Origin of the sequence: Mycolicibacterium neoaurum (assembly GCF_036946495.1) — a bacterium.
Taxonomy (GTDB): domain Bacteria; phylum Actinomycetota; class Actinomycetes; order Mycobacteriales; family Mycobacteriaceae; genus Mycobacterium; species Mycobacterium neoaurum_B.
On sequence record NZ_JAQIIX010000002.1, the window covers coordinates 2287559 to 2310960 of the forward strand.

Genomic DNA, 23402 nt, shown 5'->3' on the forward strand with positions numbered 1-23402 from the left:
CATATTACAAAATATGATGATGGTGTAATGCGGAAAGCTGCTTCTCGTAGAACGACAAGTGAGCTCGGGCCGCACTGTCCCAGTTCAGCGACAGGGCCAGCGCACGACCGGGACCGGGGTCGCCTGGATCGGCGAGTGCCGCCGAGATCTCGGCCGCGAATCCGCGCACATCGGAGGCAAACCGAGCAGTGGAGCCGAATACCTCGCGAAGGACCGGCAGATCGCGGGTGACGACCGGCCGACCGGCCGCCAGTGCCTCCAGTGCGGCCAAGCCGAAGCCCTCCTTGGTGGACGGAAAAGCGAACACCTCGCAACCCGCCACCAAGCCAGGCAGCTGGTCATCGGCGATGGCCCCGAGGATGATCGGATCGATTCCCAGCGCGGCGCTTCGTGATTCGAAGGATTGGCGATAGTCGCGGTAGTCGAACAACGTCTCGCCCCCCGCGATTACCAGCGACAGTGCCGGATGCCGGCTGCGCACCAGCGCATAGGCCTCCAGCAGGTCGAGGGTCCCCTTGCGAGGTTCGATGCCACCCACGGTCAGTAGGTAGGGGCGCAACTGATCGAATCCGGGCTCGGCGTCGATGAATCGTTGTGCTGCAACGCCGTTCGGAATCACTGTCGGATCCAGACCCCAGCCCTTCCGCACTTCGGCGGCAACGGCGGAGGACACGCAGATCCGTGCGTACGGCGCGGTGATCGCCTTCTCATGGCACTCGGCAAGGATCGGCGTGGTGAACTCGTCCAGATGGTGGATGGTGCGGATGCAGTGCCCTACGGCATTGGCGCTGATGCAGTCCTGGGCGTGCACGATCTCATAGCTGCCGGGGGTGAATTCACGTCGCAAGGTGTCGATCGATCGCACGATGCGGTCGGTGACGGTATCGCCGGGGAGGTCGACGAACTCGACCAGTCGTAACGTGACCGCCGGATCCAGGGGCCGGAAGAATCCTCGGTCGCCGGCGCGCGCCAATGACCAGACCGTGACGTCGGCGCCGGCTCGTGCCAGCGCCTCGGCGAGATTGAGGGTGTGCACCACGCCGCCGCGCGGTTTGGTCGAGTAGGTGAGCAGGGCGATCCGCATGTCACCTCCGCACCCGGTAGATGTCACTGCGCAATTCCGCGAGGTGATTCAATACCTTTCTCGCCCTGGCAATCTCGGTCTCGACATCGACATTCGCGGCGGCCAACCCACCCTTTGACCTGGTGGTGCACAGAATGTCGCCGCCCGGACCGACGATCTTGGCCTGGCCGAGAAACCGCAGATTCCCCATCACCCCGGTTTGGTTCGAGGACACCAGCACCACTTGGTTCTCGGCGGCGCGCGCGCAGTCATAAAGGTCGAACAGGCGCGACTGGCGGTCCGCGGGCAGCCGGGAGGCACGGTCGGTGATGCTCGCCGGCCATGCCGACAACGCGGCGATGATCTGCGCCCCGTCGAGCGCCAGGGTTCGGGCGGCCTCCGGAAAGGTCTTGTCGTAGTCGATGAGCATCCCGACCCGGCCGACGGGGGTGTCGAAGCTGTCGAATCGATCACCGGCCAGATAGGTCAGCGACTCACCGGCAGGCTGGTGCACCTTGCGGTAGCGACCGAGGACACCGTCACCGGAAACGCAGACGGCTGCGTTGTAGCGGCTGCCGCCGGCAGCCTCCTCGGCATAACCGACGCATACGGTCATCGGACCCGCCGCGGCGATCACGGCTGCAATCTCGGGGCCGTCGGGATCCAGAGCGGGTGGCGGGTCATCGGGGTCGGGGGCAGAGAAGTCACCGATGTAACCGCCGAGGCAGGCGTCCGGCAGGACCAGCATGTCCACTCCGTCGCGGGCGGCGGACTCGATGATGCCCACGACCTTGGATACGCCGCGATCGAGATCACGCCCGAAGTGTGCGGCGACCGCGCCGAGGGTGACCGGTGCCATGCGCTCTCCTCAGGCCGGGCCGAGTCCGGTGACCGGCGACGACAGTGCGGTCGTGGTGACCCCGTCGGGCCAGCGTAGGCGCACGCCTGCGGTTGCGGTCAACCGTCCGCAGTCGGCGGCCGCGACACCGTGGGGAAGTGGCACCGGCTGGGCATATCCGGCGGTCAGCATGGCGTAACCCGGGAAGCAGGTCAGCCAGGCCGCGAGGTCGGCGGTCTGCGGCCGGGGCACGGCGGATACCTCCAGCTCGGCGCCGGTGCCGCTCGCCTCGGCGAGCATGCCCAGGGTGCCGACCACTCCGGCCATGCTGACGTCCTTCGCGGCGCGGGGGCGCATACCGGCAACAATCGCCGACAGCGCAGTGAGGTCCGCGCCGGACCGGGTGCTGCTCGAATCCCACTGCTTACCGGTGTAGCCGGTCCGCCAGCCGCCGGTCAGGTCGGCGGTCAGCCGCACGCGGTCGCCGACGCGCCCGCCGCCGGCGGGTACCGCATCACTCGTCCGGCCGAGTGCGGTGACGGACAGGGCGGCGGGGACACCGAGTTGGGTGTGCCCACCGAGAACCGGGACATCCCATGCAACCGATGCGGCCGCGATACCACCGATCACACGCTGCACGGTCTGCCGCGTGGGAGCCGCCACCGCGTCGAGCAATCCGGTGGGAACGGCGCCCATAGCGGTCAGATCGTTGATGTTGACCAGCACCGAGCACCAACCGGCCCACTCCGGATCGCGTTCGACCATCGACGGGATGATGGCATCGCATGCGGCGACCAGGTCCGTGCCGGGTACCGGCGCACCGTCGTCGCCGATGTACCCGTCGGCTCCTAGTCCGCCCGGCACAGCGCGTAGGGGGGCCAGCGAACGACCCAGAAAAGACTTCGTTGCGGCCGCGAGTGCGCCGAAAGGGTCGATGGGGTAACGCATCCGGGTGTGTGGCCGGTCGCCGACCTGATCGTCACCCAGACGTTCCCACCCCATGGCGGCGAAGACGGCCTCGTACCGGGCCTGCACACAGGCTTCGAATCGCAACACTCCGACCGATTCGGCGTAGGCGCAGGCGGCTCGGATCAATGCCGGTCCGATGCCCGCCGAACGGGCCTTCGGTGCGGTCACCAGGCGACTACCGGTCCACCATCCGAGGTCGTGGGACCCGACCGGTGCCAACCGCACACCGCCGAGGATTTCGCCGTCGGCGGCGACTGCAACCAGCACGACGGTGCGCGGGTCGTCGTCCATGTCGTCGGAGTCCGATCCTGCGAACAAGTGCTGGACACCGACGAACTCGATGCGGCGCAGGGTGCGGTAGGAGCGGATATCCGCTCCATCGCCTCGACGGATGAGAAACGGCGCGCGCGGCCGTGTCCCGGCCAGGATCGACAGGTCTGCCGGCGACGTCGAGGTGCTGTGGTCGAAGGGGATCATCACGCTCCGAGCCCTTGCAGCACCGAGCACGCACCACAGGCCGCGCAGCCGGCGCGTTGTTCGGCGCCGGCCATGCCCGCCATCGTCAGTTTGGTAGCCACCTCGCGAGATATCTTCTCCACCAGTGCGGAATCCGGCGCCCTCGCATGATCGACCTCGACCGCCAGTGACCCGGCCTGGGGGCGGTAGGGCACGACGAACGGATAGACCCCCATGTCGATCAACTCGGCGGCGCCGGCCACCAGGTCGTCGGGGTCCTCGCCCAGGCCGACGAGTAGATAGGTGGACACCTGGTTGCGGCCGAATACGCGGACGGCTTCCCGCCAGGCGTCGCGGTACTGCTCCAACGGTACGGTCGCCTTGCCGGGCATCCACCGCCGGCGCACGTCGTCATCGAGTGATTCGACGTGGATACCGATCGCGGCGGCCCCTGCTTCATGAAGGTCACCGATGACGGACAGATCGGCGGGAGGCTCGCACTGCACCTGGATGGGCAGTTCCGGGACCGCCGCCGTGACCGCTCGAACGCATCGGGCCAGATGTCTTGCCCCCCGGTCGGTTCCGGCGGATGTACCCGTGGTCATGACCATTTGTGTCACCCCGTCCAGCCGTACCGCTGCCGCGGCCACTTCGGCCAACTCGGCCGGTCGTTTGACCGCAGTGGTCGAGTTCGTGCGCAGGGACTCTTCGATGGTGCAGAAACGGCAGCGCTGTTCGGCGTCGTAGCGAATGCATGTCTGCACCACCGTGGTGGCCAGCACGTTGCGGCCATGCAGCCGAGCGATCTTCTCGTACGGGACACCGTCGGCGGTTCGTAGATCGTAGAAGCGTGGGCGCTCGACCACGTCGATGTCCAACCCGGTGTCCACACCGTCGCGAAGCACCCTGGTGCCGTCGAACACGAACGGACTGTCATCGTTTCGTGGGATCGCGGCATTGAGACCGTCGATGACGAGGTGTCCATCGGCGCTCGGGCCTGCGCCCGAGGTGCGGCTCACCGGTGGCTGCCCGCGGAATCCCATCAGGGCGAGGTCGACTCTGGTCGATATGGTCATTGCTACCCCTCAGCTGGCCGAAGCGATCGTGTGAAACCTGCTCTGCTGCGCAATGATCGACTCGGCGACATGGCGCGCGTCGCGGTCGATCCCGAGGAACCGTCCCGACCCCCAGGTGTGCATCCACGGCAGTCCGATGAAGCTCAGTCCTGTCACGCCGGTGATGCCGCGGGTCTGCATGGGTCGGCCGGCACCGTCGAACGCACTGGCTTCGATCCACCGGTAATCCGGTCGGTAACCGATGGCCCACACGATGCTTGTGACGTTCCGGCCCACGAGATCGAGCGCGGTCGGCTCATCCCGGGGTGTCCATACGGGGGTGTAGCGCGACGCCGGAGGTGCCGAGATCCCCTTCTGCTCGATATATGCGTCGATATCGGCGCATATGGAGTTGTAGACCGAATCGGCGTGATCCAACGCGGCGGTCAGATTCGGGGCGAACCGCAGCTCACCGTCCCTGCCGTCGGTCAGCGAGCCGTACAGCGTCATGCCTTCGAGGGCGAACTGGCGGAGGTCGACATCGCGGCCACCGTCGCGTCCGGTGACGTAGTGGTTGGTCTTCTCGATCGCCGCCTTGCCGCCGGGGTACTGGGCGGCGGACCGATCGTAGAGACCCATATCGGACAGCCAGGTCATGCAGTCCCTGCCGCGATAGTTCCGCGCCACCCGCGGTGCGCCACCGACGGCCAGATGCACCGCTCGGCCCGCCAGGTGCAGGTCCTCGGCGATCTGGGTGCCCGATTGACCGGTACCGACCACCAGAACCGCCCCGTCGGGTAGCTGATCGGGGTTGCGGTAGAGCTCGGAGTGGAGTTGGCGGATCGATGGGTCCAATGTTGCGGCGAACGGCGGTATGACGGGCAACGGGTAACCGCCGGTGGCGATGACGGCGTGGTCGCAGGTGAGAATGTGCGAACCGGCGGCATCCTCGACGGTCAGTTCGAACCCGCCGTTGATGTGATGGGTCAGCTTTGTTACCCGGGTATGGGTGCGCAGCGGCGGGGTGAAGGTCGCCAACCACCCGTTCAGCCATTCGACCACCTGATCGCGAGTCATGAAACCGTCCGGATCGGAACCGCTGTAGGAGTAACCGGGCAGTCGACAGTGCCAATTGGGTGTCACCAAGGTGAAGTTGTCCCACCGGCTGTCCGACCAGGCATGAACGGGTGTCGCGGCTTCCAGGACGAGGTGCTCGATGCCGGCCCGGCCCAGGTACCAACTGACCGACAATCCGGCCTGGCCGGCACCGACGACGACCACAGGAATATGGGTGTTGGTCATCGCTGCTCCGATCCGGGGTTCATCGAGGTGATCTCGACCAGCGCGTCGAGCGGGAAACCTGCAGCGGCGCCGCTGATCCTGGACGCGGTCTCAGCCGCGGAGGTGCAGGCGAAGCCGAACTTCGCCCGTACGCGGTCACTGGCCTCGGTCATGGCGTCTCCGGTGCGCTGTACCAGCTCGCCGACGGTGTAACTACCGCCGGCCGAGAGGTGATCGTGCACGACCAAACTCGGCGAGTAGTAGCGCTGGGTGTTGCCGTCGGGCCAGCGAATGTCGAATGTCATCTCAGGCATGAGCGAGCGCCTGCCAGTTCGCCTCGTGTTCCGAGGTCGGGGCGATCAGCGGGCCATAGACATCGGGCCTGCGGTCGCGGAGGTGGAACATCCCGGCGCGGGTGGTGCGGAAGGCATTCTCCAGGTCGACCTCGGCGATGGCCATTCCACTGTCCAGAAGCGTTGTGGCAAGGATGTTTCCGCCAGGATCGACCACTTTTGCGTTGCCGACGTAGCGCAGCGATCCGAAAGTGCCGCTCTGGTTGGATGCCACCCAGAACACCTGGTTGTCCAGCGCGCGGGCAGTGTCGAAGAGATTGAACCGATAGGTCCAACGGTCGTCCTGCAGATTCTGGGCAGTGGCGGTACGTGCCGCCGGCCAGGCCGACAGGCTCGCGATGATCTGCGCGCCGTCCAAAGCCATCATCCGAGCCGCCTCGGGAAATGCCTTGTCGTAACAGATCTGTAGGCCTATCCGGCCGACCGGGCTGTCGAACACCCGGTAACTCGACCCCGCGGAGTACGACATCCCCTCACCGAGGGGCTGATGGACCTTGCGATAGGTGCCGTACACCTGGTGGCCATCGAGAACGGCGGCCGTGTTGTATCGGGTCTCACCGTCGTCGGCCAGTTCGCAGAACCCGATGGCGATGGTGAGATCGCCGACGATCTGCTGGACTCGGGCGATCTCCGGCCCATCGATCCTAATGGCAGGTGGCAGATCCCGTTTCGTGGTCCGCACGGTATCGCCGTGGTTTCCCAGGGAGGACAGGTATCCGCCGATCGCGGCCTCGGGCAGCACCATGAGGTCCACGCCGGCCGCCCGGGCCTGGTCGGTGAGCGAGGAGATGAGCGCGTAGTTCTGTTCGAGATCGCGGGTGAAGTTCGCCGAAACGGCCGCCAGGGTGGTCACCGTCATCTCTAGACCATGTAGGTGGAGTTGATGATGGAGCCCTTGCGGGCATAGTGGATCAGGGCGTCCTGGACGTCGAGTGGGTGGGCCGGGATGACGCCGTCGATCAGATCTTCCTCGCGCCCACCGTGCAGGCCGAGCCCGAAGCGGCAGCAGAAGACTGTGCCGCCCTCCTTGATGAAGGTCGTCAGCGCGTCATTGATGTTCTGCTCGCCAGGGAATCCTGAATCACCGGTGTTCGGAAAGCCCCGGGTGGCAAGGCAGTTGATGGCGCCGGGGCCGTAGAAGTAGAGCGCCGACTCGAACCCCTTGCGCAGGGCCCGGGTGGCCTGTAGGACCGCCACGAAGGACACCGACGATTCGTGGGCGATGCCATGGACGAGGGTGAAGTAGCTTTCGCCTTCTTCGGCCTGGTAGTCCGGGAAGATCTTGGTCCCGCCGTAGATGGAGGTGCCCTTCGGGAGGGCGGGATGCGGAATCTCGGCCAGCGAGGTGGCGATGTTCGCGGTGATGGATTCGTCAAAGGACATAGTGTGCTCCGGGTTTCGTATCGCGGTTCGTCGGCGGTGTCGCCGGGCGGCGGCCGGTGATCGGCTGGCTCCATTAGATGCGCCGACCATTTCCGCGTGGTTAGGCCCGGAATACGGATACGTTGCCATCGGCTCACTGCGGAAACGTCCGTGAAACATGAATTACGTTGTGCCGCAACGTTAAATGGCCCGAGCGGAAATCCGCCGGGCCTGTAATATAGATAGTACACCATGAATTAGTGGGCTATCAATCTGAACGAGGCCGCGGTGGTATCGCCTTCGTTTAGCCTTGACGGGTGAAACTGGACGGCCAGCAGTTGGCGGCCTTCGCCGCCGTACTCGACCTGGGCAGTTTCGATGCTGCCGCCGAGCGGCTACACATCACCCCGTCGGCGGTGAGCCAACGGGTCAAAGCCCTTGAGCAACGGGTGGGGCAGGTTTTGGTGGTCCGCGAGAAGCCCTGCCGGGCGACACCCGCCGGAGTGCCGATCCTGCGACTGGCCGCCCAGATCGCCACGCTGGAATCGGAGGCACTGGCCGAAACCTCTGGGGGCTCCGCCGAACGCACCCGCATCGCGGTCGCTGTGAACGCCGACTCGATGGCCACCTGGTTCACCGCGGTATTCGGGCTGCTGCCCGAGGTACTGTTCGACGTCCGCATCGAAGACCAGGATCACTCGGCCCGGTTGCTTCGGGAGGGTGCGGTGATGGGCGCTGTCACCACCGAACGCGCCGCGGTCCCAGGGTGCCGGGTCCAGTCGCTGGGTGTCATGCGCTATGTCCCCGTCGCGTCGGAGGATTACGTGGCGCGGTATCTACCGGAGGGATTCACGGCCGCCGCTGCCGCACAGATGCCCTCGCTGGCGTGGAACCGCGATGACGCGTTACAGGACAAGCTGATTCGGAAAGCCTTCCGACGCGACGTGCAGCGTCCCGTGCACTATGTGCCGACGGCAGAGGGGTTCGGCGCGGCCGTGCGCGCCGGCCTGGGCTGGGGCATGTATCCCGAGCAACTGGTGACCGCGGACTTTGTGCACCTATCACCGATACATCTTGACGTGCCATTGTTCTGGCAGTCTTGGAAACTTGACAGCGCGCTGGTCGACTCGATCGGTCGCGCCGTATCGACTGCGGCCGGCATTCTCCGCTGAACCGCAGCTGAAAAGCAGGTGACCTACGGCCCGTCGGGGTCCGTAGGTCACCTGATGACTCGCACGGGTGTCAGCTGATGCCGACAATCTCCTGGGCGATGGCGCTGAGCCGCGCATGGGCGGCCGAGACGACACGCTGCCGGTTCTTGTGGAACTCCTCGTAGGCGATGACCACCCGAATATCGGCGGCATCGGAGAGATCCTTGACCGCGGCGATGGCGTCGTTGACATTGAGGTTGTCATAGCCGGCGATGGGCAACTCGTCGGCCTCCAGCACACCGGCCTCGCCACGGATCGTGTGCAGGACATCGGCGACATCTGCGGCGCCCTCTCGCCGACTGACCTTCTCGGCGGCGGACAGTGCGGCATCCCGTGATGCAGAGAGAGTCTTGACGGCGATCTCACCGGCCTGGCTGCCGCGGCTGAGTGCATCATCGAGGGTCGGGCGAGTCGCCCGAGCGGTGGCGTACACCCGCTCGAAGGCCCGCGTGGCCACGATGCCTGGCAGATTGGCCAACTTCACCGCAGCACCGGCCACAGCCTGAATCGGTGTGCGGCGCAATGCCGCTGGGCCGCCGAGGGCCTCCTCGGCCAGTACCGTGGTCAACCAGATCACGGTCGCGCTGTGGGCCTCGATCAGTGAGTCGGCGAGATCTTGCACCTGTCGATTGCCCGCGGCGACCGACAGTGACTTCAGGTAGCGGGCGCGGTCCACGAGCTGATGCTCGAGGGCTAGGTCGCCCAGCAGTGCCTCGGCGAAGGGCTCGGCCTGCTCGGTGAGCGCCTTCACGGCGGCGGCTGCGCGGCCGAGCAACGGTCCGAGAATATCGGGCGATCCGCCCAGCTCGCGGATGGCGGCCTCGATCAGCGCGGCACGGGTCCGCGCGTTCTCGGCGTTGGCCGACAGTTCTTCGCGCACCGCTTCGGTGCGCGCTTGGGCGGTCCGCACCTCGGCGATCTGGATCTCGGTGCTGGTCAATTCCAGGATGGTGCGCAAATTCGTGATGAGCGCGGTCTTGTCAGTCATGCGTATCCCCCTGCACGTAACTCGAAATGGATGGATCCGATCGGTCGATCGGACGGTGCGGATGGGCACCCTCGGCTATCGGCTACCCGGCGACGACGGAGTTGACACGAGACACGCCCGGATGTGGCCCAGATCTCGAAAAGTCTCTATGACGATCGTAATATGGCATGGTCGCGTCGGTTTATGACGAAAGTTATAGGAGTAACAGTGGGTGGCGATGCGCTCAACTCGCGGGACCGCCTGGTCGCCGGGGCAGCTGATCTGCTTGCGCGCCACGGTTTGGGGACGATGTCAGTGCGCGAACTGGCCCGGCATGCCGACGCCCCGCTCGGGTCGACGTATCACTACTTTCCTGGCGGAAAACCGGAACTGGCCGCAGAGGCGGTGCGCTGGGCCGACCACGAGACCGGAGCGGTGTTGCGGCAAGGGCTGGCCGACGGCCCCGTCGCCGGGCTGCGGGAGTTCGTACAGATGTGGCGCCGCACCTTGATCGAAAGCGATTTCGGGCGGGGATGCGCGGTGCTGGCGGTTGCGGTGCATGAGAGCCCCGGCGATGCAGCGCGCGATGCCGCGGTCTTCGCGTTCAGTGCGTGGACGGCCGAGCTCTCGGCCGCGCTGCGTCGATGCGGTGTAAGCCAGCGCGCTGCGGCCGATCTGGCCACCTTGGTGATCGCGGCGATCGAGGGCGCTGTGGCGATGTGTCGTGCCGAGCGCAGCCTGCAGCCGCTGGAAGCCGTGGCCGACCGGTTGGAGGCCCTGCTCAGATCCTGACGTGCAGCACCTCGCCGAGCGGACGCCGCGGTGTGGGCGGCGGCACTTCGTCGAGTTCGGAGGCCAACCCGATCCTGACCACGATCTGCGGATGGGCACGGTTGACCAACGTGCCGATGATGTCGCGGCTGGCCGGATGTTCGGTGAGGTGGCTGAGCGTGCACGAGGACAGACCTGCCATGGTCGCGTCCAGCAGTAAAGCCGAGAGCCTTTCCCCACATCGCAACATGTCCAGTCGGGTGTCCTCGGGGGCGGAGATGACCACCAGGTGTGCCTGGTCCTCGGTGATGTTCCTGCGCCGCTCTGCGTGCTGTGTCACCGGGAAGTTACGGCCGACATCGACCCGGTCGGCTTCGGCAGCCGAGACGAGCGCGCTGTGCGGAATGCCATCGGTGACTTCAAAAGGTGATGTCCACCAGTCAATTTCGTGATGGTATGCGCTGTCGTAGAGGCGCAGGGCCTCGGTGAGCTGGGCGGCATCGGCGACGGCGGGGCGATCGACCGGATCGATGACATCCACGGTTGCCGCGTCGGGGTCGTGCGCCGCGTTCAGCAGTAGGTCATACGTCGTGGAGTCGGCGGGCGCGGCCAAGGGCAGGCGGTCGGTTCGGCGGGCGAGGATGGCGTCCGCGTGGCGGCGCTGGTAGGCGGTAACGGTATCCGCCGGTGTCAGTGTGATGGTCGCCAAGTGCAGATGGTCGCCAGGGTCGGGGTAGCGGTGAACGGTGGCCTGCAGGCCGGCCGCTGCCGCGGCAACACGGAAGTGGTCGAGGGCTGCGCCGCAACTGATCACAGCCTGACGGCCGCTGGTGTCGGTGGCGACCAACCGGTCGGTGTCGACGAAAAGCTGTACCCCGTCTGTGGTCATCACCCACCGCCACGGCTGGCTGTTGTGATAGGAGGGTGCGCGGCACGCCAGGTGCACGACTTCTTCCACGATTCGTGCATCGGCCGCTGTCTGTGATGTTGCTGCCATGCTGTTCAGTGTGGCGGCGGGGTCAACGACGTCGGTAGGGCCGGAAGTCCCTAGCCTGCTGCGGCGATGGGGTCACATGCGAATCGGCCCCCGCCACACTGGTGGCGGGGGCCGATTCGTTGTCGGGATGGGCCCTAGTGGGCCGGCTTGCGATGCCGACCGATCAGGGCGGTCAACCAGCGTACGTCGAGCAACATGTCGTTCCGCCTTTCTATGCGGTCTTGCGAAGGAGGGGGAGCAGGCGACGCCGGGCCAGGGTGCCTTCGGCGAAATGATGCAGCGCCTCCGGTACGGAGACCGTGATGGGAAATGCGTCATCGATCGTGTGCAGTACGTCGAGGACGGGGGCGCCGGCAACCAACGCCCACTCGACACCTGCCATATCGCATTCGTCATCGAGTGCGTAGAGCAGTGCAACACCGCGTGCGGACAGGAAGGTCGCGTCGGTGAGGTCGAGGACGAAGGGCTTCTCGGCCAGAACCAGTCGACGCACCTGCTCGGTGAGGCTCTCGACGTTGTTGTCGTCGATCATGCCGGACACCGTCACCACCAAGGCCAGATGGCGGCACTGCGCCCGCAGTTCCGCGGCGCCGCACTGGACGGCGGGATTGCCATACCGAAATGCGATTGTCATGGACTGCCTCCCTTCGTGGATCTCAACTGCCATCGAAGTTATCGGGCGACTCTAAGGTACTTGGGAGTAGTGATTGAGACTTTGCTAAGAAGATTGTCTGAGAGTGGGGTAAGGTTTCGCTGAGCAAAATGTAAGCCGTTGTGTAACAACGCTTTTCGATGCAGCGTTTCGAGAGCGCGAACCGTGGGTACTGTCTATCGGCTAGTAGCCGACTGGCGCTTCAGCGCCGCCACTGCGACCCGTGGTACCCGTCCCACGGCGAATAATCGGCAATGAGTTCTTCTTGGGCCGGTCGCCGCGACTCCGGGATGTGCTGCAGATTGACCCGGACGCGGTACCAGATCGAGCTCGGTCCGCGCATCCCGTCGATCAGTACGTCGACGGGCTCGAGGAGTTCTGCCGCCTCGGGATGACGCTTCCTCCACACATCCAAGGCCGTCATCGCCTCATCGCGGGTCTTGGTCCTGGCCACCTCGATGAGCGGCATCGTCGAGGTCCGCCGACCGGTGCCCTTGGGCGGCTTCTCAGCCGGACCCAGCCGCTGCGCCAACTCCAGTAAGTCGTCCAGTGTGCCGGGGTGTTCGTCCATCGCCTTCCACGGATCGCCCATCTCGGCGAAGCGTGCCGGCACCGTCGCCACCGTGAACGCTTCCGGGCGGCATCCGGGCACCTCGTCCCAGTGCAACGGTGCCGATACCCGCGCATCTGGGGTGGCGCGCACCGAGTAGGCCGAGGCCACGGTGCGGTCCTTGGCGTTCTGATTGAAGTCAACGAAGACGCGCGCGCCCCGTTCCTCCTTCCACCAGCGCGCCGTGGCCAGGTCGGGCCTGCGGTTCTCGACTTCGCGGGCCAGCGCCTCGGCGGCCAGCCGGACCTGCTTGAACGGCCACTGGCGGTGGATACGCGCATAGATGTGGAAGCCGCGCGACCCCGATGTCTTCGGCCATGCCGTCAGGCCATGGTCTTCGAGCACCGATCGCGCGACAGCGGCGACCTCGAGGATCTGCGGCCACTCCACACCGGGCATCGGGTCGAGATCCACCCGCAGCTCGTCGGGATGCTCAAGGTCGTCGGCACGCACGGGGTGCGGATTGAGGTCCACGCAACCCAGGTTCACCGCCCAGATCAGACCCGCGGGTTCAGTGAACACCGCCTCCTTCGCCGACGTCCCGGAGGCGTACTTCAGTTCGGCGACATCGATGAAATCCGGCCGCTTCTCCGGGGCCCGCTTCTGGAAGACCGCCTCCACCGCGATGCCCTTGACGAATCGTTTGAGGATCATCGGTCGGTCGCGCACGCCGCGCAGTGCGCCGTCGGCGACCGCAGCGTAGTAATCAAAAAGGTCGGCCTTGGTCAGACCGAGATCGTCGAAGATCACCCTGTCCGGGTTGGTGACGGGCACCTGCCTACCCGCAATCTCCACCTGCGCGCGAGCGGCCATCTCCTCATCGTAGGTTCGACCCCGCGTAGCGACCGGCGTCACATAAGGTTGACAGATGTCGAAGCTGAGCCCGCTGTCAAAGATCCAGGAATCGGTAGGCAAGTACATCGATCGGGGCGCCGCGGAGCTGCACTATGCCCGCAAGATGTTCCAAGCGGGCGCGCTCAAGTTGGAGCCTCCGCGCGATATCGCCGCCTTCGTCAACGATATGAAGCAGTGGGGCGAGATCGGGATGATCCCCGCGCTCAACGCCCGTCGCTACCCGAACCGCAACGCGGTGATCGACGACTTCGGGACCATGACATTCAAGGAACTCGACGACGCGGTCAACGCCGTCGCCAACGCCTTGCTGGCCCGCGGGGTCGGTGGTGGCGACGGTGTCGGCATCCTGGCCCGCAACCATCGGTGGTTCCTGGTGTCGGTGTACGCCACGGCCAAGATCGGTGCCCGCATCATCCTGCTCAACAGCGAGTTCTCCGGCCCGCAGATCAAAGAGGTGTCCGAGCGCGAGGGCAGCCGGATCATCATCTACGACGATGAATACACCGCCGCGGTTTCGCAGGCCACGCCCGAGCTCGGCAAGCTGCGCGCCCTAGGCGTCAACCCCGACAAGGACGAGCCGTCGGGCAGCACCGACGAGACGCTGGAAGAACTCGTCACCAAGAACGGTTCGGCGCCGCCGCCTGCGGCCACCAAGAAGTCCTCGATCATCATCCTGACCAGCGGCACGACCGGTACCCCGAAGGGTGCGAATCGCAGTGCCCCACCATCGCTGGCGCCGATCGGCGGCGTGCTGTCCTCGGTGCCGTTCAAGTCGAACGAGGTCACCTCGTTGCCGGCGCCGATGTTCCACGCGCTGGGTTTCCTGCACTCGACGATCGCCATGATGCTGGGTACGACGTTGGTTTTGCGTCGTCGGTTCAAGCCTGCGACGGTGCTCGCCGATATCGAGAAGCACAAGGTCACCGCCATCGTCGTCGTCCCGGTGATGTTGTCCCGCATGCTCGATGAGCTGGAGAAGACCTCGCCCAAGCCGAATCTGTCATCGCTGCGCATAGTGTTCGTCTCGGGTTCGCAGCTCGGTGCCGAGCTAGCCACAAGGGCGATGAAGGACCTCGGCCCAGTCGTCTACAACCTGTACGGTTCCACAGAGGTGGCGTTCGCGACCATCGCTGGGCCGCAGCACCTTTCGAAGAATCCGTCGACCGTCGGCCCGGTGGTCAAGGGCATGAAGGTCCGGATTCTCGACGACAACGGCAACGACGTGCCCAAGGGTGAGGTGGGGCGCATCTTCGTCGGCAACTTCTTCCCGTTCCAGGGCTACACCGGCGGCGGTGGCAAGCAGATCATCGACGGACTGCTGTCCTCCGGTGATGTCGGGTACTTCGACGACGATGATCTGCTCTATGTCAGCGGGCGCGATGACGAGATGATCGTCTCCGGCGGTGAGAACGTGTTCCCGGCCGAGATCGAGGATCTGGTCAGCGGCCACCCCGAGGTGGTCGAGGCGACCGCGCTGGGTGTCGAGGACAAGGAGTGGGGCCACCGGCTGCGCTGCTTCGTCGTGCGGGTCGAGGGCTCTTCGGTAGACGAGGACACCATCAAGGCCTACGTGCGTGACAATCTCGCGCGCTACAAGGTTCCCCGTGAGGTCGTCTTCATCGAGGAGTTGCCGCGCAACCCCACCGGCAAGATCCTCAAGCGCGAATTGCGCGAGATGGAGATCGACTGACCTCACTTTCCCGGCGACCGCGTGTCCTCGCTGGCGAGGAATACCTCGGGGCGCGCGGTGGTAATACCTCTTCGTGAACATCGACCTCTCCGGTAAAACCGCACTCGTCACCGGCTCCACGCAGGGCATCGGCCTGGCCATCGCGCACGGACTGGCCGGCGCCGGGGCGCGCGTCATCGTCAACGGCCGCACCCAGGCCCGCGTCGACGAGGCCGTCGCCGCGGTCGGCGGTGATGCGGTTGGCTACGCCGGTGACGTGGCCGACGCCGACGGGGCCGCAGCGTTGGTGGCGGAGTTCCCCGATGTGGACGTGTTGGTCAACAACCTCGGCATCTTCGAGGCGGTTCCGGCCCGCGAGGTGACCGACGAGCAGTGGCGCACCTACTTCGACGTCAACGTGCTCGCGGCGGTCCGGCTGATCCGCGCCTACCTACCGAACATGATCGAAAAGGGTTGGGGCCGAGCGCTTCAGATCGCCAGCGACTCGGCCGTCGTGACACCGGCGGAGATGATCCACTATGGCGTGTCCAAGACGGCCCTGCTCGCGGTGACCCGTGGTTTCGCCAAGGACGCGGCGGGTACCGGTGTCACGGTGAACTCCGTGATCGCCGGGCCGACCCACACCGCTGGTGTGGAGGACTTCGTCTATCAACTGGTGGACAAGGAGCTGCCCTGGGAGCAGGCGCAGCGCGAGTTCATGCGGCTGCACCGGCCGCAATCGTTGATCCAGCGGCTCATCGAGCCCGAGGAGATCGCCAACATGGTGGTGTATCTGTCCTCGCCGCTGGCCTCGGCGACCACCGGCGGTGCGCTGCGCGTCGACGGCGGCTACGTCGACGCCATCCTGCCCTGACGGACCAGACGCGTGTACCCCCGGAAACGGCATTGTTTCAGGGGTACACGCGCCTGCTCGCGCAGGAAAGGTGACCGTTACGGGTCGCGGGGCAGGCCGAGCAGACGCTCGGCGATGATGTTGAGCTGCACCTCGGTGGTGCCGCCGTAGATCGTGGTCGCCCGGCTGAACAGCAGCCGCTCCGACCACTTGCCCGGCTCCTGCTCCTTGTCGCCGAGTGCTCCGTCGGTGCCGAACGACGAGACGCCGAACTCGGCGTAGCCCTGACCGGTCTTCATCGACAGCAGCTTCGAGATCGCGGCCGCCGGCATCGGATCGCCACCGGCCAGCGTCAGGAGCGTCGAACGCAGGTTGAGCACCTTGGCGGCATACCCCTCGGCGATCAACTTGCCGGCGTGGTTCTGCTCGATCTGGTCGAACTGACCGTCGCGGACGAACTCGACGAACTGGTCCAGGCTGGCCAGGAACGGCGGCTCGGCACTGCCAATCGAGACACGCTCGTTGGTCAGCGTGTTGCGACTGACCTCCCAACCACGGTCGACCTCACCGAGCACCATCGAATCCGGTACGAAGACATCATCGATGAAGACGGTGTTGAACATGGCGTCCCCGGTGAGCTCGCGCAGCGGCTTCACCTCGACCCCCGGCGACTTCATATCGATCAGGAAGTACGTGATGCCGTTGTGTTTCGGAGCATCCGGGTTGGTCCGCGCCAGCAGCGCGCCCCACTGGGAGAACTGCGCTCCGGTGGTCCAGATCTTCTGACCGGTGATGCGCCAGCCGCCGTCGACCTTGGTGGCCTTGGTGGTCAGGCTGGCCAGATCGGATCCGGCGCCGGGCTCGGAAAACAGCTGGCACCAGATCATCTCGCCGCGGAAGGTCGGCGGGAGGAACTGCTGCTGCTGTTCGTCGGTACCGTAGGCGACGATCGACGGGATGATCCAGGCCGCGATTCCCATCTGCGGGCGGGCCACCCGACCGGTCGAGAACTCCTGAGCGATGATGATCTGCTCGATGGGCTGGGCGTTGCGGCCCCACGGCTTGGGAAGATGCGGTTGCACCCAGCCGCCCTCGGCGATCGCGGTGTTGCGCTCCTCGCGCGGAATCTCCTTGAGCGCGGCGACCTCTGCGCGGATCTCCTCGCGCAGCTTTTCGGTGTCGGGATCCAGATCGATGTCCAGCTTGCGCAGACCGACGCCGGTGGCGGTGTCCACGACCTGCTGCGGGTAGTCCGCGGCCCGGCCGAAGCTGGCGGCCAGCACCAGCGCGCGGCGGTAGTAGACGCCTGCGTCGTGCTCCCAGGTGAAGCCGATGCCACCGTGCACCTGGATGCACTCCTGGGTGGTGTGCTGCACGGCGACCGGCGCGAGCGTTCCGGCGACGGCGGCGGCGAATTCGTACTTGGAATCCTCGTTACCGCTGTGGAATTCGTCGATGGCGCGGGCGGCATCCCACACCGCAGCGGTGGCCCGCTCGGTCTCGGCGATCATGCCCGCGCACTTGTGCTTGATGGCCTGGAACTGCCCGATCGGCCGACCGAACTGCTCACGGATCTTGGCGTACTCGGTGGCGGTGTCGGTTGCCCACCGCGCCACGCCGACACATTCGGCCGACAGCAGGGTCGAGATCAGCGCCCGAGCATGTGCACGGGTCAGGTTCGACAGGACCCGGTCGCCGGCAACCTCGACGGCGTTGACCCGGACATGGGCCACCGGACGCAACGGGTCAAGGCTCTTGACCTCTTCGACCTCCAGCGCGGCGGCGTCCAGCACGACCCATTCCTCGCTGCTGTCGATCGAGACGGGCAACACCAGCAGGGAGGCCTGGGCGGCGGCGGGGACGGCCCGCACCTCGCCGCGGATGACCAGCTGCTCACCCTGGCGGGTGGCGGTCAGGCCGGAGTCGATGGCGTAGGCGGCGATGGTGCCGCCGGTAGCCAGGCCGTTCAGCAGGGCGGACTCGGCGTCGTGGGCGGCGATGAGCGTACTGGCGATCGCGGACGGGACGAAGGGGCCGGGGACCGCGCCGTAGCCGAATTCGGCGAGGGTGATCGCCAGTTCGAGGATGCCGAAGCCCTGACCGTCGACCTTCTCGGACAGGTGAACTCCCTGTAAACCCTGCTCGGCGGCGGCCTTCCAGTAGGGCGGCGGGTTGGAGATCGGCGTCTCCAGCGCCTCGTGCAGGACGTCGGACGGGGCCACCTTGGCCACCAGTGACCGGACCGAATCGGCCAGGTCGTTGTGTTCAGAGTTGATCGCGATGGGCACGCTTAACCTCCATGGGGGCAACTTCCCTATTAACCGGTCGGTTGGTAACCGAGGGTACCCGCGGGGTGACGATGGTCACCGCCCGCCCCTAGTTCACCTGGTTCACTACGTTGGCGAGGGGCTGGCCGTCCCGGATCCGTCGGCAGTTGCCGAGGGCAAACTCCAGGTAGCGACGCATGGTGTCGGCGGTGTACCAGGTGACATGCGGGGTCAGCACCACGTTGTCGAGATCCAGCAGCGGGTTGTCGGCTTCGACGGGTTCGACTGCGAACACATCGAGCCCCGCGGCGGCCAAGCGTCCGGCGCGCAGTGCCTCGGCGAGCGCCTGCTCGTCGACGATCGGTCCGCGCGCGGTGTTGATCAGCACTGCCTCGGGTTTCATCAGTGCCAGGGCCTGCCGATCCAGCAGGTGATGGGTGGCGTCGGTTAGCGGCAGGTGCAGCGAGACGATGTCGCTGTCGGCCAGCAGTTCGGGCAGCGGGCGCCAGCCTGGGTGCCCGTCGTCGCGGGTGCTGGTGTGCAGCACCCTGTCCGCGGGTGTGCCCATCGCGATGACGACGCGTTCGACCTGCTTGGCGATGTTGCCGTACCCGACCAGTCCCACGGTGCAGCCACCGACGTCGCGGACCGTCTCACCCAGGCTGGGGTCCGACGGCCACCCCGTTCCGGCTCGGGTGGCACGATCCAGCGCGGGCAACCGGCGCAGCGCGGCCAGCATCAGCAACACGGTGCCCTCGGCCACCGATGGTGCATTCGCCCCGGGCATGTTGGCCACCGCGATACCGCGGGCGGTTGCCGTCTGCACGTCGATGGTGTTCACCCCGGCGCCGAGCTTGTGTACCAGCCTGCAGTTCTTCGCCTGCTCCAGATCTGCACCCGACAGCGGGCGCAGCACATGCCAGATCACCTCGGCGTGCGGGAGCTCGCGATAGAAGGCCTCGTCGTCATCTTCGGCGCACCACCGGATGTCCAGCCAATCATGTTCCGGTGCAACCATATCGAGAACACGTTGACCGGGTGTGAAGTGTGCGAGGACTCTCAACGCCACCGTGTCGCTATCCACCTGGAAATGGTATCGGCCTGTTCGCTGCGTGCACCCGGCGTGGTGAAATAGTGGTCGGTGTCGATCGAGACCATCCCCTTGTCGGTCGAGCCCAGCGCGTCATGAATTCGCTGCGCGTCAGACGGGAAGACGCCGGTGTCCTGGTGAGCGTTGATCACCAGTGCCGGGCAATCGATCAGCGCCAGGTGGGGTTCGGCCCGGGTTTGTGCATGCCGCAGGCTCCACATGCCGATCCAGTTACGCAGCGTGCAGGCCGCGGCGATCCCACGTGCGGATCGGTTGGCCTTTACCGGTGGTCCGGCGTAACAGAGATTGGGCCGCCGGTTGGTCGGTTCCAGTGTCGGGTCGATCATGCGTGGATCGGCCCAGGTGCGCATGACGGTGAACGGCCGGTCCGAGTAGCCGGCTTTCTGCACGCGCTTCAGCTCGGTTTCCGCCCAGTCGGTGATGGCCTCGTTGCGGGCCATTTGTGCGGCACGGTAGCGGGTGACGAAGTCCGGTGAGTAGGGCGGGCCATTTCGGCCGTCGAACAGATTCAGGTCGGGATTACTTGTTACGGCGTCGTTTTCGTCGATGACCGAGGCGTCCATCCATGCGGTCAGCACCTCGGGACGGCCGGGGTGTGCTGCGCTGGCAACGTACCCGTCGGCGGCGGGCAGATCCGTCAGACCGGCGGCCGGACGCATGCCCTCCAGCGGGGTGACATGCTGGTGCCGCGCCTGCGCCTGGTAGGCCGCCATCAACGACCCGCCACCGGAATTGCCCAGCAGCACCACGGTTTCGATGTTCTGGACCTCGCGCAACCAGCGCACGCCGACGCCGATGTCGACCAGTGCGTGATCGAGCAGGAAGCTGCTCTCGAAACCGCGGAAGCGGGTGTTCCACCCCAGGAATCCGATACCGCGCGTGGCCAGGTAATCGGCAAGGTAATGCTCGGAGAAGTCGATCTGATAGTGCGTGGCGATGACGGCTATCTTCGGTTTGCGGCCGACCCCACGGTGATACAAACCCTGGCACGGGTGCCCGCCTGCGCCGGCCCGCCGAGCCGTGGGGGAGTCCATCGCGACGAATTCGCGGATCACTCCAGGTGTCGCGCCCTTGGTTGTCATGGCACGGGTGTCCCCTCGTGATAAATGGTCCGGTGGAAGATCGCGGCAAGGGTGGCGATGCACTTGTCGTCATCCGCGGTCTGTGCGCCCATGCCCGACAGTTGGGTGTAGCAGAACTGGTTGAGCATGGACACCAGCGCTACCGCGATCAGATGGGCGTCGTCACCGACGCAGAATCCGCGTTGCTGCGCCTTCTCGACCATGGCGGTGATCAGCGTGATGGGCAGTTCGCAGATCTCGGACCAGTACTGCGCGAAATCATCACTGACCATCGCGAGCTGGGATACTGCGATGATCTCGGCGAGACGGTGCCGGTAGGTGTGCCAGTGTGCTGCCGCCGCGGCGCGGGCGCGGGCAGCATCATCCAGTCCCGGTTCGGCGGCCGCGCGGGCCCGCTCGCGCGCCTCGTCACGGAAGCGGACGGCCCACTCTCGGACCATGGCCTCCTTGGAGTCGTAGTAGTTGTAGAACGACGCCGTGGACCGGCCGGCCTCTGCAGTGATGTCGGCGATGGTGGTCGCCAGAATTCCCTTGCGTGCCACAACTGTTCGCGCGGCGGCATCGATTGCTGCTTGTGTCTGGCGGCCACGCACGGTGGGCAGCTCGACCCGAGCGGTCACGTCCTGACCTTCCTTGTTCGTTGATCAGATATGAATCTGATGTTAGATTCAGATCTGGATCTGCGCCAGACCTGGAGGTCGTGATGATCAAGCCGAACAACCCGAATTCCGAGTTCACCCTGGGTGGCATCAACCATGTCGCCCTTGTCTGTTCGGACATGCAGCGCACCGTGGACTTCTACTCCGGTGTCCTCGGCATGCCGCTGATCAAGTCGCTGGACCTGCCTGGCGGGATGGGGCAGCACTTCTTCTTCGACGCGGGCAACGGTGACTGTGTGGCGTTCTTCTGGTTCACCGATGCCCCCGACGGCGTTCCGGGCGTGTCCGCTCCCATCGCGCTCCCGGGACTCGGCGAGATCACCAGCGCGGTGTCCACCATGAACCACCTGGCATTTCACGTGCCTGCGGAAAAGTTCGACGAGTACCGGGAGAAGCTCAAGGCCAAAGGCGTCCGGGTTGGACCGGTGCTCAATCACGACGACAGTGAGTGGCAAGCCTCGAGAACCGTGCACCCGGGCGTCTACGTCCGATCATTCTATTTCCAGGATCCCGACGGCATTACCCTGGAGTTCGCTTGCTGGGTGAAGGAATTCACCGATGCCGATGCGACGACGGTGCCCAAGACCGCAGCGGACCGCCGACCGCGAGCGGTCGTATAGAACACCGACCGCGAGCGGTCGTATAGAACACCGACCGCGAGCGGTCGTATAGAACCGGTCTACTCCTGGCGCGGATCGGGGAAGCTGTTCAACATCCCGGTGAGCAGATCGATCAGTTCGGCGCGCGTGAGGTCGACGGCCCCGCTGAGCCAGCCGCTGATCGTCTGGCTGACGCCGCCGACGACGAAGTGCGCTATCGCATCGAGTTGTGCCGTGCCGGCGTTCGGGAGTACCTCTCCGGCGTGTTGGGCGGCCAGGACGGCGAAGAATCCGCCCAGCTCGGTGCGCTTGCGGATGAGAACCGGGTTTGACGACGAGGCATCGAAGAGCAGTCTGCCGACGCGGGCATCGGCCCCGATGGTCTCGACGAGATTGATGACACCGGCGCGGTTCTGCTCGCTGGGCGGGGCGGCGGCCACCGCAGCCTGTGTGGTTGCCGCGATGGTCGCGACCACGGAGTCGAATACCGCCGCGACGAACTGGTCCTTATCGGTGAAGGCCTCGTAGAAGTGCCGGGTGGTCACCCCGGCTCGGCTGCAGATGGCGCGGACGGTCAGTTCCTCGTCTCCGCTGCTCAGGAGATCGAGGCCGGCGTCGAGGAATCGTTGTCTGCGTTCGGCCAATCGCTGCGGTGCCGCGATGCCGCGGTACGGCCGGACCTGGGGCATTCGTCCATATTGACACCCGTCGAACGCGCGCGGCAAGATGGGCGGCGATATCAGGAAACACTCGTTCTCACTTTTGGGGGCAGTCAATGGCGATCGTCGAACGAGCTATCGGTGACACTTCACGTCAGCCGTCTGCGCCGCGCGGGCCACGCTGGGGTGCCTCGATCGGCGACGGGTTGATGGGTGTGGCCCTGTTGGCCGGCCCGGCCAACGTGATCATGCAACTGGGTCGCCCGGGCGTCGCGTATGGCGTGATGGAGAGCAAGGTGGAGAGCGGACGTATCGATCGCCATCCGATCAAGCGGGCTCGCACCACCTTCACCTACCTGGCGGTGGCCGGCCGCGGGACCGATGAGCAGAAGGCGGCATTTCGCCGGGCCGTCAACAAGGCGCATGCTCAGGTCCGCTCGACCGAGGGCAGCCCTGTCCAGTACAACGCCTTCGACAAGGACCTACAGCTCTGGGTTGCCGCGTGTCTGTACAAGGGATCCGTCGATGTGCGGCGCATCTTCGTCGGCGAGGTCGACGACGAGACAGCCGACCAGCACTACCGCGACGGTATGGCGTTGGGCACCACGCTGCAGGTGACACCCGAGATGTGGCCGCCCGACAGGGCGGCGTTCGACGAGTATTGGGAACAACAGCTCGAGCAGATCCACATCGACGACACCGCGCGTGAGTTCCTGTATCCGATTGCGGTCGCTCGCTTGCGCGGGCTGCGGTTGCCTGGCCCGCTGCAGCGGCATGCCGAGAGCCTGGCAGGGCTGATCACCACAGGATTTCTGCCCCAGCGGTTTCGTGACGAGATGCGGTTGCCATGGGACCCGCAGCGACAGCGCCGGTTCGATCGTCTGATGTCCGCCTTGCGCTTGGTGAACGACATGGCCCCCGGTCCCATCCGGCAATTTCCCTTCAACGTGTTGCTCAAGGACCTCGATTGGCGCATCCGAACGGGTCGACCCCTCGTCTGAGCACACGTCGCCAAAGTTTGCTGACCGGCTGATCGCACCAGTAAATCCGCTGTGCGGCTTCG

The 23402-nt window shown here is 65.7% G+C and carries 23 protein-coding genes; 6 read left to right on the plus strand and 17 right to left on the minus strand.

Annotation, left to right across the window (positions count from 1 at the left end; translation table 11 throughout):
- Nucleotides 1-4 precede the first annotated feature (4 nt).
- From PGN27_RS16320 to PGN27_RS16355, 8 genes are read right to left on the minus strand one after another with little or no spacing between them, the layout of a single operon-like run.
- Nucleotides 5-1084, minus strand: coding sequence for an MSMEG_0565 family glycosyltransferase (locus PGN27_RS16320; protein WP_335327054.1), 1080 nt, complete (start codon nt 1082-1084; stop codon nt 5-7).
- A gap of 1 nt (nt 1085) precedes the next feature.
- Nucleotides 1086-1922, minus strand: a complete 837-nt coding sequence (locus PGN27_RS16325) for a carbon-nitrogen hydrolase family protein (protein WP_335327055.1) — start codon at nt 1920-1922, stop codon at nt 1086-1088.
- 9 nt (nt 1923-1931) lie between these two features.
- A complete protein-coding gene (locus PGN27_RS16330; protein WP_335328750.1) occupies nt 1932-3347 on the minus strand; it encodes an MSMEG_0567/sll0787 family protein in 1416 nt (471 codons plus the stop codon).
- Complete coding sequence (locus tag PGN27_RS16335) at nt 3347-4402, minus strand: MSMEG_0568 family radical SAM protein (RefSeq protein ID WP_335327056.1); 1056 nt, start codon at nt 4400-4402, stop codon at nt 3347-3349. Before PGN27_RS16335 ends, PGN27_RS16330 begins: the two co-directional genes overlap by 1 nt.
- 9 nt (nt 4403-4411) lie before the next feature.
- Complete coding sequence (locus PGN27_RS16340) at nt 4412-5683, minus strand: MSMEG_0569 family flavin-dependent oxidoreductase (protein ID WP_335327057.1); 1272 nt, start codon at nt 5681-5683, stop codon at nt 4412-4414.
- The gene (locus PGN27_RS16345; RefSeq protein ID WP_335327058.1) at nt 5680-5976 is read right to left on the minus strand and encodes an MSMEG_0570 family nitrogen starvation response protein; all 297 of its coding nucleotides are present in this window, start codon (nt 5974-5976) and stop codon (nt 5680-5682) included. Before PGN27_RS16345 ends, PGN27_RS16340 begins: the two co-directional genes overlap by 4 nt.
- Nucleotides 5969-6868 carry a carbon-nitrogen hydrolase family protein gene (locus PGN27_RS16350; protein ID WP_335328751.1) on the minus strand — a complete coding sequence of 300 codons (900 nt, stop codon included), beginning with the start codon at nt 6866-6868 and terminating at the stop codon, nt 5969-5971. Before PGN27_RS16350 ends, PGN27_RS16345 begins: the two co-directional genes overlap by 8 nt.
- Nucleotides 6869-6876: 8 nt before the next feature.
- The gene (locus PGN27_RS16355; RefSeq protein WP_335327059.1) at nt 6877-7398 is read right to left on the minus strand and encodes an MSMEG_0572/Sll0783 family nitrogen starvation response protein; all 522 of its coding nucleotides are present in this window, start codon (nt 7396-7398) and stop codon (nt 6877-6879) included.
- Nucleotides 7399-7694: 296 nt separating this feature from the next.
- On the opposite strand from PGN27_RS16355, the gene PGN27_RS16360 reads away from it, so the two are divergent.
- Nucleotides 7695-8549, plus strand: a complete 855-nt coding sequence (locus tag PGN27_RS16360; protein ID WP_335327060.1) for a LysR family transcriptional regulator ArgP — start codon at nt 7695-7697, stop codon at nt 8547-8549.
- A gap of 70 nt (nt 8550-8619) precedes the next feature.
- Here PGN27_RS16360 and PGN27_RS16365 read toward each other — a convergent pair whose 3' ends face one another.
- Nucleotides 8620-9576, minus strand: coding sequence for a ferritin-like domain-containing protein (locus tag PGN27_RS16365; RefSeq protein ID WP_335327061.1), 957 nt, complete (start codon nt 9574-9576; stop codon nt 8620-8622).
- Between the two features lie 207 nt (nt 9577-9783).
- Between PGN27_RS16365 and PGN27_RS16370 the strand changes: the two genes are divergently transcribed.
- Nucleotides 9784-10347, plus strand: coding sequence for a TetR/AcrR family transcriptional regulator (locus tag PGN27_RS16370; protein WP_335327062.1), 564 nt, complete (start codon nt 9784-9786; stop codon nt 10345-10347).
- Here the strand turns inward: PGN27_RS16370 and PGN27_RS16375 are convergent.
- From PGN27_RS16375 to PGN27_RS16385, 3 genes are all read right to left on the minus strand, one after another.
- A complete protein-coding gene (locus tag PGN27_RS16375; protein ID WP_335327063.1) occupies nt 10337-11323 on the minus strand; it encodes an Acg family FMN-binding oxidoreductase in 987 nt (328 codons plus the stop codon). The two genes, PGN27_RS16370 and PGN27_RS16375, sit on opposite strands and share 11 nt — an antisense overlap.
- A 211-nt stretch (nt 11324-11534) precedes the next feature.
- Nucleotides 11535-11957: an STAS domain-containing protein gene (locus PGN27_RS16380; protein WP_335327064.1), complete on the minus strand. Its 423-nt coding sequence runs from the start codon at nt 11955-11957 to the stop codon at nt 11535-11537.
- 220 nt (nt 11958-12177) lie between these two features.
- Nucleotides 12178-13398: a DNA polymerase domain-containing protein gene (locus PGN27_RS16385; protein ID WP_335327065.1), complete on the minus strand. Its 1221-nt coding sequence runs from the start codon at nt 13396-13398 to the stop codon at nt 12178-12180.
- Between the two features lie 55 nt (nt 13399-13453).
- On the opposite strand from PGN27_RS16385, the gene fadD2 reads away from it, so the two are divergent.
- Both fadD2 and PGN27_RS16395 read left to right on the plus strand, forming a co-directional pair.
- Nucleotides 13454-15130, plus strand: a complete 1677-nt coding sequence (gene fadD2, locus PGN27_RS16390) for a long-chain-fatty-acid--CoA ligase FadD2 (RefSeq protein ID WP_335327066.1) — start codon at nt 13454-13456, stop codon at nt 15128-15130.
- 73 nt (nt 15131-15203) lie between these two features.
- Nucleotides 15204-15983, plus strand: a complete 780-nt coding sequence (locus PGN27_RS16395; RefSeq protein ID WP_335327067.1) for an SDR family NAD(P)-dependent oxidoreductase — start codon at nt 15204-15206, stop codon at nt 15981-15983.
- 77 nt (nt 15984-16060) lie between these two features.
- Here the strand turns inward: PGN27_RS16395 and PGN27_RS16400 are convergent, their stop codons facing one another.
- The 4 genes from PGN27_RS16400 to PGN27_RS16415 all read right to left on the minus strand — a co-directional run bounded on the left by PGN27_RS16400 (nt 16061) and on the right by PGN27_RS16415 (nt 21042).
- Complete coding sequence (locus PGN27_RS16400; RefSeq protein WP_335327068.1) at nt 16061-18250, minus strand: acyl-CoA dehydrogenase family protein; 2190 nt, start codon at nt 18248-18250, stop codon at nt 16061-16063.
- Between the two features lie 88 nt (nt 18251-18338).
- The gene (locus tag PGN27_RS16405) at nt 18339-19247 is read right to left on the minus strand and encodes an NAD(P)-dependent oxidoreductase (protein ID WP_335327069.1); all 909 of its coding nucleotides are present in this window, start codon (nt 19245-19247) and stop codon (nt 18339-18341) included.
- Between the two features lie 41 nt (nt 19248-19288).
- Nucleotides 19289-20422 (minus strand): alpha/beta hydrolase, encoded by a 1134-nt coding sequence (locus PGN27_RS16410; protein ID WP_335327070.1) that lies wholly within the window; start codon nt 20420-20422, stop codon nt 19289-19291.
- Nucleotides 20419-21042, minus strand: a complete 624-nt coding sequence (locus PGN27_RS16415; RefSeq protein ID WP_335327071.1) for a TetR/AcrR family transcriptional regulator — start codon at nt 21040-21042, stop codon at nt 20419-20421. Before PGN27_RS16415 ends, PGN27_RS16410 begins: the two co-directional genes overlap by 4 nt.
- 83 nt (nt 21043-21125) lie before the next feature.
- On the opposite strand from PGN27_RS16415, the gene PGN27_RS16420 reads away from it, so the two are divergent.
- Nucleotides 21126-21701: a VOC family protein gene (locus PGN27_RS16420; RefSeq protein ID WP_335327072.1), complete on the plus strand. Its 576-nt coding sequence runs from the start codon at nt 21126-21128 to the stop codon at nt 21699-21701.
- A gap of 59 nt (nt 21702-21760) precedes the next feature.
- On the opposite strand, the gene PGN27_RS16425 is transcribed toward PGN27_RS16420, so the two are convergent.
- Nucleotides 21761-22369, minus strand: coding sequence for a TetR/AcrR family transcriptional regulator (locus PGN27_RS16425; protein ID WP_335327073.1), 609 nt, complete (start codon nt 22367-22369; stop codon nt 21761-21763).
- An 86-nt stretch (nt 22370-22455) separates the two neighbouring features.
- Between PGN27_RS16425 and PGN27_RS16430 the strand changes: the two genes are divergently transcribed.
- Nucleotides 22456-23340: an oxygenase MpaB family protein gene (locus PGN27_RS16430; RefSeq protein WP_335327074.1), complete on the plus strand. Its 885-nt coding sequence runs from the start codon at nt 22456-22458 to the stop codon at nt 23338-23340.
- Nucleotides 23341-23402 lie beyond the last annotated feature (62 nt).

Coding starts and splice junctions, on each gene's coding strand:
- PGN27_RS16405 (WP_335327069.1), bottom strand. CDS start 19,247: ATGGTTGCACCGGAACATGATTGGCTGGACATCCGGTGGTGCGCCGAA.
- PGN27_RS16375 (WP_335327063.1), bottom strand. CDS start 11,323: ATGGCAGCAACATCACAGACAGCGGCCGATGCACGAATCGTGGAAGAA.
- fadD2 (WP_335327066.1), top strand. CDS start 13,454: ATGTCGAAGCTGAGCCCGCTGTCAAAGATCCAGGAATCGGTAGGCAAG.
- PGN27_RS16425 (WP_335327073.1), bottom strand. CDS start 22,369: ATGCCCCAGGTCCGGCCGTACCGCGGCATCGCGGCACCGCAGCGATTG.
- PGN27_RS16345 (WP_335327058.1), bottom strand. CDS start 5,976: ATGCCTGAGATGACATTCGACATTCGCTGGCCCGACGGCAACACCCAG.
- PGN27_RS16380 (WP_335327064.1), bottom strand. CDS start 11,957: ATGACAATCGCATTTCGGTATGGCAATCCCGCCGTCCAGTGCGGCGCC.
- PGN27_RS16355 (WP_335327059.1), bottom strand. CDS start 7,398: ATGTCCTTTGACGAATCCATCACCGCGAACATCGCCACCTCGCTGGCC.
- PGN27_RS16320 (WP_335327054.1), bottom strand. CDS start 1,084: ATGCGGATCGCCCTGCTCACCTACTCGACCAAACCGCGCGGCGGCGTG.
- PGN27_RS16325 (WP_335327055.1), bottom strand. CDS start 1,922: ATGGCACCGGTCACCCTCGGCGCGGTCGCCGCACACTTCGGGCGTGAT.
- PGN27_RS16430 (WP_335327074.1), top strand. CDS start 22,456: ATGGCGATCGTCGAACGAGCTATCGGTGACACTTCACGTCAGCCGTCT.
- PGN27_RS16410 (WP_335327070.1), bottom strand. CDS start 20,422: ATGACAACCAAGGGCGCGACACCTGGAGTGATCCGCGAATTCGTCGCG.
- PGN27_RS16385 (WP_335327065.1), bottom strand. CDS start 13,398: ATGGCCGCTCGCGCGCAGGTGGAGATTGCGGGTAGGCAGGTGCCCGTC.
- PGN27_RS16340 (WP_335327057.1), bottom strand. CDS start 5,683: ATGACCAACACCCATATTCCTGTGGTCGTCGTCGGTGCCGGCCAGGCC.
- PGN27_RS16420 (WP_335327072.1), top strand. CDS start 21,126: ATGATCAAGCCGAACAACCCGAATTCCGAGTTCACCCTGGGTGGCATC.
- PGN27_RS16330 (WP_335328750.1), bottom strand. CDS start 3,347: ATGATCCCCTTCGACCACAGCACCTCGACGTCGCCGGCAGACCTGTCG.
- PGN27_RS16365 (WP_335327061.1), bottom strand. CDS start 9,576: ATGACTGACAAGACCGCGCTCATCACGAATTTGCGCACCATCCTGGAA.
- PGN27_RS16335 (WP_335327056.1), bottom strand. CDS start 4,402: ATGACCATATCGACCAGAGTCGACCTCGCCCTGATGGGATTCCGCGGG.